General features: G+C 69.3%; 3 protein-coding genes. 1 reads left to right on the forward strand and 2 read right to left on the reverse strand.

Translation table 11 applies throughout. From position 1 onward, the window contains the following. A partial coding sequence (locus WA805_RS16870) for a homocysteine S-methyltransferase family protein (protein WP_425242815.1) occupies nt 1-314 on the reverse strand: 314 nt, incomplete at its 3' end. A 189-nt stretch (nt 315-503) separates the two neighbouring features. Here WA805_RS16870 and WA805_RS16875 point away from each other — a divergent pair. Next, nucleotides 504-1,334 carry a PAC2 family protein gene (locus WA805_RS16875; protein WP_422273740.1) on the forward strand — a complete coding sequence of 277 codons (831 nt, stop codon included), beginning with the start codon at nt 504-506 and terminating at the stop codon, nt 1,332-1,334. Nucleotides 1,335-1,355: 21 nt separating this feature from the next. Here WA805_RS16875 and WA805_RS16880 read toward each other — a convergent pair. Continuing rightward, a partial coding sequence (locus WA805_RS16880; protein ID WP_425242816.1) for a lysylphosphatidylglycerol synthase transmembrane domain-containing protein occupies nt 1,356-2,489 on the reverse strand: 1,134 nt, incomplete at its 5' end.

Here is a 2,489-nt window from a genome sequence, read left to right on the forward strand (position 1 = left end):
GCCTCCGACAGCTCGGCGATCCGCTCGGGGATGTCGTACTCGCTCAGGTTCCCCAGGTTGGCCCCGAACGTGTTCGTCGTGACGCAGTCGGCGCCCGCGTCGAAGTACGCGTCGTGCACCGCCCGCACGATGTCGGGGCGCGTCACGTTGAGCACCTCGTTACAGCCCTCGTGACCGCCGAAGTCCGCGAGGGTAGCCTCGCTGGCTTGCAGCATCGTGCCCATCGCGCCGTCCGCGACGACGACCCGCTCGGTGAGGGCCCCGCGCAGCGCGACGGCCCGTTCGGTAACTTGTGTGATCGCACGCCCGCTCATAGGCTTCCTGAGTGTAGACGCCCTTATGGTCAGACACAAAAGGTATGCCCTAGAAACTGTGGCTACCACAGGTAACGTATCCGGGGTATGGGGCGACGTAGGCTGTAGTCAGGGGCATGAGCCCGTCGTGATTCAGGAGGAGGTGAAGTCATCAAGTTCAGCGACGTCGACGGCCCGCTTGAGCATCCGGTGGCAATCGCCGCTTTCGAGGGGTGGAATGACGCGGCGGAAGCCGCGAGCGGCGTAGTCAACCACCTGGGCATCGCGTGGCAGTCCACCCCCATCGCCGCCATCGACCCTGATGACTTCTACGACTTCCAGGTGAACCGGCCCGTGATCGAGGTGGTCGCCGGGAAGACCGAGCGGCTGATCTGGCCGACCACCCGGCTGTCCCTGGCGCGCACCGCCGCCACGGGGCTGAGCAGGGACGTCGTGCTCGTGCACGGGGTCGAGCCGAACATGCGCTGGCGCGGCTTCACCGACGAGCTGATCAGCGGCTTCACCGAGCTAGGCGTAGAGGCGCTGATCCTGGCCGGCGCGCTGCTCGCCGACTCGCCGCACACCCGGCCGGTGCCGGTGACGGTCAGCGGGTCCAGCACGCAGCTGCTGCGCGGGGTCGGCGGCGAGGCGTCCGACTACAAGGGTTCGTCAGGGATCGTGGGCGTGCTGCAGTACAGCTGTGCCGTCGCGGACATCCAGACGGTCTCGCTGTGGGCCTCGGTCCCGCACTACGTGGCGCAGTCGCCCTCGCCGAAGGTGACGCTGGCGCTGCTGCGGAGCGTCGAGGACATCCTGGACGTATCGCTGCCCCAGGGCGACCTGCCCGAGGAGGCACGTGCCTGGGAGCGCGGCGTCGATGAGCTCGCCCAGCAGGACTCCGACGTGGCCGAGTACGTGCGCACGCTCGAAGAAGCCAAGGACGCCACCGACCTGCCCGAGGCGTCCGGCGACGCGATCGCCCGCGAGTTCGAGCGGTACCTGCGTCGCCGCGGCAACCGCGGCGACGTCGGCGACCTGTAAGTCGCGCTTTACGACTGCTGGTCATACGTATTCGCGGCGGCGCATCCAGGCCAGGGTCAGCCAGCCCCAGACCGGGGGCAGGTAGGTCGTGAAAAACCGCTGGATGAGCACCGCCGCGACGGCCTGATCCTGGGGTATGCCGGCGCTGACGAGCCCGGCGATCAGGCCGGCTTCCACGACGCCCGCGCCGCCGGGGACCGGGATGGCGCCGCCGATGAGGCCAGCCAGCGTGTTGACCGTGAGCAGCGTCGCGATGCTCGCCTGCTCCCCGACCGCGTGCAGCGCCGCCCCGAGGGCCAGGGTGGACAGGAGCTGAGCCACGGTCGTGCCGACCAGCACATAGGTCATCTTGCGCGGCTCGACGGCGATGGTCTTGAGGTTGGCCCATATGCTGACCAGATACGGGCGGACCCGGCTGCTCGCCAGCCGCCGCAGCCGCGGTACCAGCGTGATCACCGCAGCGATGACGCCCGCCGCGAGGACGATCAGGAGGACGATCCAGACGATCTTCTGGTCGCCGCTTTCACCTGACGCGGCCTTGAAGTCCCCCGCGGCGAACGGGAGGGCGACGATGAACAGCAGGGCCTTGACAACCCACCATGCCGTGGTCGCGATGGCGCCGGCGCTCACCGCCTCCGCCGGCTCGTATCCCTGGCGCTGGAAAAACCTGACCCGGATCGCGAAGACGGCGACGTCGCCGCCGACCAGCGCGGTAAAGGCATTGGAGGTCTCCAGCGCGACGCACCGGCCGAACGGCAGGTCGCCGGTCGCGGAGCCCATCAGGACCAAGCCTCCCAGCAGCATCGGGAGCTGGGCGAGGACGAACGTCACCGCTACCCATCCCCAGCTCGCGCCCTTGATGGCCTCCAGGGAGCTGCCGGCGCCGGACAGGATGCCGATGATCGCCCAGAGACCGATCAGCGAGCCGATGCCGAACACGAGGTTGGTCCAGCTGATCCGTTTTTCCTCCGCGAGCCTGGGCACTTCGATGCCGACCCCGCTGGCTACCTCTTCGCGCAGCCGCGGGAGCAACTCCTTGCGGCCCTGCAGCACGCCCACCGTGTCCGGATCCAGCGCCGAGCGCTGCAGGTGCACCAGGGCGCCGCGGGCGGCGGCGGCGTCCAGGACCCGGGCCGCGGCCGCCGCGGTACGCTC

The organism is Trebonia sp. (assembly GCF_049794275.1).
In the GTDB taxonomy this organism is placed as follows: Bacteria; Actinomycetota; Actinomycetes; order Streptosporangiales; family Streptosporangiaceae; genus Trebonia.